Raw genomic sequence first — 6,417 nt, 5'->3', positions numbered from 1 at the left:
TCCGCCGGTTCCAGCCCGGTGCGTACAGCCTGCCGCCGGGGTTGCAGGCACTCAGCAGCACGATGTCCCCCGCTGGCGCACGGCCATGCCAGCGCGGCCTGTGGCCGATGCGGATGACCGGAAGCCCCGCCGCATGATAGGTGCTGAGCCTGTAGGCACGATGCACGCCGGGTGTTGGCGGCAGGATGCCCGCCATCAGCTGTCCTCCCCCACCGTCTCGCCAAAGGTCGCGTTGCGGTGCACCCATGCGGACATGAGCAGCCCGAAGCCGAACATCACCATAAGCATGGCCGACCCCCCATAGGAAATGAGCGGCAGCGGTACGCCCCCCACCGGGATCGCGCCCATCACCATGGACAGGTTGACCGCGCAGTAGAGAAAGAAGTTCATGGAAATGCCCAGCCCGAGCAGCCGCCCGAACTGGTTGCGGCTGCGTATGGCGATCAGCATGCCGCCGAACACCAGCAAAAGCAGCATGCCGATGACGATGATACCGCCGACGAACCCCCATTCCTCGGCAATCATGGTGAAGATGAAATCGGTCTGCTTTTCCGGCAGGAAGTTGAGCTGCCCCTGCGTGCCCTGCAGGTAGCCCTGCCCCCACATGCCGCCCGAACAGCGCGATCTTTGACTGGATGATGTTGTAGCCCGCCCCCAGCGGATCGCTTTCGGGGTGGAGGAAGGTAGTGACCCGCGCCTTCTGGTAATCATGCAGGTGACCGTAGGCGATGCGGGCCAGAAACGGCACCGGCAGCACCACAAGCGCGATCTGCCACAGCCGCATGCCCGCGCCAAAGAACATGCTCGCCCCCACCGTGCCGATGATGACGGCGGTGCCCAGGTTGGGCTCCTTCAGCACCAGGGCTACCGGCAGCAGCACCATGAGCGCGGGCGGCACCAGCAGCAGCGGGTTGCCCATCCTGCGGTAGCTGATCTTGTGAAACCAGCTTGCCAGCATGAGCACCAGCGCGATCTTGGCCAGTTCCGATGGCTGCACCTGTATGCCGCCCAGCATGATCCACCGCTCCGCCCCTTGCCCACATGCCCCATGCGCAGCACGGCCACCAGCAGCAGGATCGAGAAAATATAGAGCGGCCACGCCATGCGTACCAGAATGCCCGGACTCATCAGCGCAAGACCCAGCATCATGACCAGCCCGAAGCAGAAACGGATGGACTGCGGCCCCGCAAACGGGCGCGGCGTGCCCCCGCCCGCGGAATAAAGCGCCCCGTACCCCACGACCGCCAGCGCGCAGATCAGCAGCACGTACAGCCAGTTGACCTGCCACAGCTTGGTCAGGATCTGGAAATTGGGCTCGGCGCGCAGCAGGCGCTTCTGGAATTTCATGGCGTCCTCCACAACAGGCAGGGCATGGCGCACCCCCGGCATGGGGGCGGGCGCGTGGACTAGTCCACGTCGGCCTGCGCCACTTCCTGCCCCGGCGGTTCGCGGTGATTGACCGGATCGCGGTGCAGGGTATCGGTCATGATGTCACGCGCAAGGGGGGCGGCGACATCCGCGCCCGCATTGCCATGCTCGATCACCACCGCCGTGGCGTAACGCGGCGCGTCATAGGGGGCATAGCATATGAACAGCGCATGGGGCCGGTATTCCCACGGCAGACTGGCGGAATTGAAATGCCCGCTTTCACGCATCGCGCGTGAGACGCGGCGCACCTGCGCCGACCCGGTCTTGCCCGCCATCTGCACGCCGGGAATATCCAGCCGGGCCTTGGGGGCGGTGCCGCCTTCCTCATTCACCACGGCGTACATGCCCGCGCGGATATCCGCGAAGAAATGTTCCGGCATGCTCATGTCCGGCGCATGGCCCAGATCGGTCAGTTGCCCCATGCGCCCGGCAACCGAGCGGATCAGGTGCGGCTGCACGTTGCGCCCCGTGGCGATGCGCGAGGCATAGGTGGCCAGTTGCAGCGGCGTCACCTGCACGAATCCCTGCCCGATGCCGCTCACGATCGTATCGCCCCCGTTCCAGTGGTGGCCATGCGCGCGCCGCCATGTGGGCGTGGGGATCAGGCCCTGACGCACATGCGGCAGTTCGATTTCAGACAGTTTCGCCCCCAGCCCGAACAGTTCGGATGTGGCGGCGATGGTGTCCATGCCGGTGCGGCGGGCGACTTCGTAGAAAAAGACATCGCAGGAATATTTCAGACCCTGCCGCAGGTTGATCGAACCATGGCCGTAGCGCGACCAGCAGTGAAAGCGCGTGCCGCCCACATCGATATAGCCGGGGCAGTTGATCCGGTCGGATGGCGAGAGCGTGCCCGCGCGCAGCGCCGCCATGGCCACGGCGGGCTTGAAGGTGGAACCGGGCGGATACAGCCCCGACACCGCCTTGTTGATCAGCGGGGTCTGGCTGTTGTTGGTCCATTCGATCCACTGCGCCTGCGTCACCCCGCTATCGAACAGGGAGGGATCGAAGGAGGGGGTGCTGACCATGGCCAGCACCTCGCCATTGCGGCAGTCCATGACCACGGCGCTGGCCGACTGTTCGCCAATGCGGCCAAGCACCTGCTGCTGGAGGCCACTGTCGATCGTAAGGGTGATCTCGTCGCCCGTCAGTCCCTCGTCACGGTCAAGCTCGGCCATCACGCGGCCCACGGCGTTGACCTCCATCTCCACCGAGCCGACCTGCCCGCGCAGGTTCATATCCTGCGTCTGCTCGATGCCCGCGCGCCCCACGCGCATGCCTGGCAGCGCGAGTTCGGCGTTATGCACCACGTCCTTTTCCGCCGGGGGGGCGACATAGCCCACCACATGCGCCAGAAGCGGCCCGAACGGATAGACGCGCGTGGTGCCCACATCGATCAGCACGCCGGGCAGCGAGGGCATGTTGAGTTCCAGCCGCGCCATGTCGTCCCATGACAGGAAATCACGCAGCATGATCGGGATGAACCGCCGCTTGTGGCGCAGTTCATGCTCGATGCGCACCGTGTCGCGCTGCTCCAGCGGCACGATCTGGGCAAAACGCGCCAGCGTGCCGGGGATGTCATTCGTTTCCTCGGCCAGAAGCAGGGCGCGCCAGTTGATGCGGTTGGACGCGACGGCAATGCCGAACCGGTCGGTAATGCGCCCGCGCGGCGGGGCGAAGAAGCGTTTGCTCAGGCGGTTGTTTTCCGCAAGTTTCGCGTAATGACTGCCCTCGCGAACCTGAAGCCCGTACAGGCGTTCACCCAGTGCGCCCAGTATGGCCCCCTGCGCGGCCATGAGCACCAGGGCGCGGCGCGTGAACACGCCACGGGAAGGATTCCTGCCTTCCTCGGGACGCGACATGAGCCGGTTGCCGGACTTCTTCTTACGAAACGTCATTCACTCATCCGGCACGGACAGGCCATTCCACCCGTTTCAGGAGTGGTCCGCGTTATTGACGACAAAACGGTAAGTCCAGACAAACCCTGCATACAGGACAGGAAAACTGCCGAAGGACAGAACTGTCTCGAAAACAAAAGGCAGAAACTCCACAACATGCAGGGCCAGCGCGGAACACAGCACCCATTGTAGCGCCGTAACCCCCGCCATCACCACGCCAAACACAAGCCAGAGCATAAAAAAATTGGTCCGCGCCAGCGTGTAGCGTCCCGACAGCGCAACCCCGTGCACGATCAGCATCATGAGCAGCAGCACCCCGACCGGGCCGAAGCTGAGAATATCCGCCCACAGGCCCAGCGCGAACACCGCCAGCGAGGGCATGACCGCGGGCATGAACACCGACCACAGGAACACCAGCGCCATGACGATGGCGGGCATGAGTTCCACCTGCCCCGGCAGGTGCAGCGGCGCGGACAGCACCAGCGTCACGAAAAACACCATGAGACAGGGCACGCTGCGCCGCATGCCCTGATCCACCCTGTTGCCCAGGCCGGAGCGGGGGTGGATTCCGGGGCGGATCGGCGGGGGGGTGAAGGTCTTCATCCGTGCAGCCCCCGGTTCTGGTTGATCTGGAACTGCGACGGCAGGACCATGGTGCGGCCAACGGCGGGCAGCGGCACGCGGCCCGGCGCGTCGGGGGGGGCTATGCTGTCCTCGTAATTGAAGATGCGCAGCGTATCGACATGGTCCAGCGCCGCCGCCGGCACCACAACCGGCAGGCCGGGGCGCAGGTAATGTACATGCCCCACCGGCAGGCCGGCGGGCAGGTTCTCGATCTCGCCATTCGTCACCACGCGCTCGCCTTCGATCGGGACATTGTCCTGCGGGTAGAAGATGATGCGCGGCATGGGCGAATTGTCCCCCGCCATGATGGCGGCCGCGTGGCTGGCTTCCAGCGTGACCGGCAGCCTGCTGGACGAATCGGTAATCAGCAGCACCCGCGCCGAGCGTCGGCCCACTTCCGTCACCCGCCCGACCAGACCCGCGCCATCAAGGGCTATGCCCCCCTTGGCCAGCGCGGTATCGGGATTGACCGCCAGCAGCACCGCGCGCGCGTACAGCCCGCTGGTGTCACGCACCACCCGCCCGGTCACGAAACTGGGCGCGTTATCGGGAATCCAGTGCAGGTTGGCCTTCAGCGTCGCGTTTTCATCGGCCAGCGCCGCCGCCACGTCGTACCAGTGGCGAAGGGAGGCGTTTTCGGCGCGCAGGCGGATGTTTTCCGCCTCCAGATTCCGGATGTCCTGCAGGTTGCCCGAAAGCCAGCGCAGCTTTTCCTGCGGCCATTCCACCAGCGCGTATGCGGGGGAGAGCAGATCGGCGGTACGCATGCGCAGTTTTTCAACCAGCGCGCGATCCGCCTTGCCCAGCAGGATCACCCCGCAGGCCACGAGAATCAGGGCGGGCAGGACCAGCTTGCCCAGCGCCTGACGGAACTGGATGGAGACGGGCATCAGCCTGCCCCTTCACGCGCGGCGCCGCCGCCGTGCCTGTCGGGCTGTCCTACCGTGCCTGATCGCCGGACCTGCATCGTCCTGCGTCTCCCCTATCGGCACGCTGGCCTTCAAACCCTGGCGGGCAGCGTACCCTCCGTTCGTCAGTACATGCTTGTCAATACATTGCGCAGGCGCTTCATTTCCTCCAGCGCCCGCCCGGTGCCCATCGCCACGCAGGACAGCGCGTCCTCACCCACCGTAACGGGCAGGCCGGTCGCACGCCGCAGCACTTCATCCAGACGGTAGAGCAACGCGCCGCCACCGGTCAGGACAATGCCCTTGTCAACAATATCGGCGGCCAGTTCGGGCGGCGTGTTTTCCAGCGCCGTGGTTACCGCGTCCACGATCTGGCTGACGGGTTCGGCCAGGCTCTCGGCGATCTGCCCCTGCGACACCACCACCTCACGCGGGACGCCGTTGATCAGGTCACGCCCCTTGACCTCCCGCCACGGCCCCGGATCATCCGGGTCATCGGGCGGCATGGCGGAGCCGAGGTGGATCTTGATCTGCTCGGCCGAGCTTTCACCAATCAGCAGGTTATGGTTGCGGCGGATGTAGGAAATGATCGCCTCATCCATCTTGTCGCCGCCCACGCGCACGGACCGGGCATAGACGATGCCGCCAAGCGAGATCACGGCCACTTCGGTCGTGCCGCCGCCAATATCGACGATCATGCTGCCCGAAGGTTCGGTCACCGGCAGGCCCGCGCCAATGGCGGCGGCCATCGGTTCCTCGATCAGGAAAACCTTGCGCGCGCCAGCGCTTTCCGCGCTTTCCTGAATCGCACGGCGCTCGACGGCGGTCGAACCGGATGGCACGCAGACGATGATGAGCGGGCTGGCGAACATGCGCCGGTTATGCACCTTGCGGATGAAATGCTTGATCATTTCCTCCGCCACCTCAAAATCCGCGATCACGCCGTCGCGCAGCGGGCGGATGGCGGTGATGTTGCCGGGCGTGCGGCCAACCATCTGCTTGGCTTCCTCGCCCACGGCAAGAACCTGTTTCTTGCCCCGTACCTCAGCCAGCGCGACGACCGAAGGTTCGTTCAGGACGACACCCCGCCCCTTGACGTAAACCAGCGTATTCGCCGTGCCGAGGTCGATCGCCATGTCAGCGGAAAGCAGACCCAGTACACGAGCAAACATCCAGAACTCCCGACATCCACACCAGACAGGACCGTCCCACGCCCGGACCGGCAATCCATGCCATCGCGGCATGCCTGCACTTCCGTCGAAAACCGTCTGGATCGGTACGAGGGATTACCGGGGCAGGCAGGCGCGGGCAAGGGGCCAGATGATTTTAATTTGTTAAATTCCGCCCGCCTGCCGCTGATTGTTACAAAACGTCCTGCTTTGGACATGGTCAGACCATTACTGGCATACCATCTACATCATACCGCGATCCGGGTGTCATTGTGCCACCCGACGCGCGACACCGGGAAAACATATATGAACACTTCTTCTCGCCCCGTGACCTTCCGCCCCGCCGTGCTGCTGGCCGCCGGGCTGTGTCTGGGGCTTGGCGCATGCGAG

Annotated in this window: 4 protein-coding genes and 2 pseudogenes; all 6 read right to left on the bottom strand. The window is 64.9% G+C overall.

The annotated features are described in order from the left end of the window. A pseudogene (locus tag JCM25156_RS08045) lies at positions 1-196 on the bottom strand (DUF3293 domain-containing protein); the annotation flags it as partial. Then, positions 196-1,347 (bottom strand): annotated as a pseudogene (rodA, locus tag JCM25156_RS22635) (rod shape-determining protein RodA). The pseudogenes rodA and JCM25156_RS08045, both read right to left, overlap by 1 nt. A gap of 59 nt (positions 1,348-1,406) precedes the next feature. Continuing rightward, a complete protein-coding gene (gene mrdA / locus JCM25156_RS08035; RefSeq protein WP_025812712.1) occupies positions 1,407-3,326 on the bottom strand; it encodes a penicillin-binding protein 2 in 1,920 nt (639 codons plus the stop codon). Positions 3,327-3,362: 36 nt separating this feature from the next. Beyond that, positions 3,363-3,929 carry a hypothetical protein gene (locus JCM25156_RS08030; RefSeq protein ID WP_025812711.1) on the bottom strand — a complete coding sequence of 189 codons (567 nt, stop codon included), beginning with the start codon at positions 3,927-3,929 and terminating at the stop codon, positions 3,363-3,365. Beyond that, the gene (gene mreC, locus JCM25156_RS08025; protein ID WP_034958918.1) at positions 3,926-4,840 is read right to left on the bottom strand and encodes a rod shape-determining protein MreC; all 915 of its coding nucleotides are present in this window, start codon (positions 4,838-4,840) and stop codon (positions 3,926-3,928) included. Before mreC ends, JCM25156_RS08030 begins: the two co-directional genes overlap by 4 nt. Before the next feature lie 143 nt (positions 4,841-4,983). Beyond that, entirely contained in the window at positions 4,984-6,030 is a 1,047-nt protein-coding gene (locus JCM25156_RS08020; RefSeq protein WP_025812709.1) for a rod shape-determining protein, read from the bottom strand. Between the last annotated feature and the right edge of the window lie 387 nt (positions 6,031-6,417).

The organism is Komagataeibacter kakiaceti JCM 25156, assembly GCF_000613305.1.
This window is presented reverse-complemented; position numbering and strand designations above follow the sequence as displayed.

Coding starts and splice junctions, on each gene's coding strand:
- mreC (WP_034958918.1), bottom strand. CDS start 4,840: ATGCCCGTCTCCATCCAGTTCCGTCAGGCGCTGGGCAAGCTGGTCCTG.
- mrdA (WP_025812712.1), bottom strand. CDS start 3,326: ATGACGTTTCGTAAGAAGAAGTCCGGCAACCGGCTCATGTCGCGTCCC.
- JCM25156_RS08020 (WP_025812709.1), bottom strand. CDS start 6,030: ATGTTTGCTCGTGTACTGGGTCTGCTTTCCGCTGACATGGCGATCGAC.
- JCM25156_RS08030 (WP_025812711.1), bottom strand. CDS start 3,929: ATGAAGACCTTCACCCCCCCGCCGATCCGCCCCGGAATCCACCCCCGC.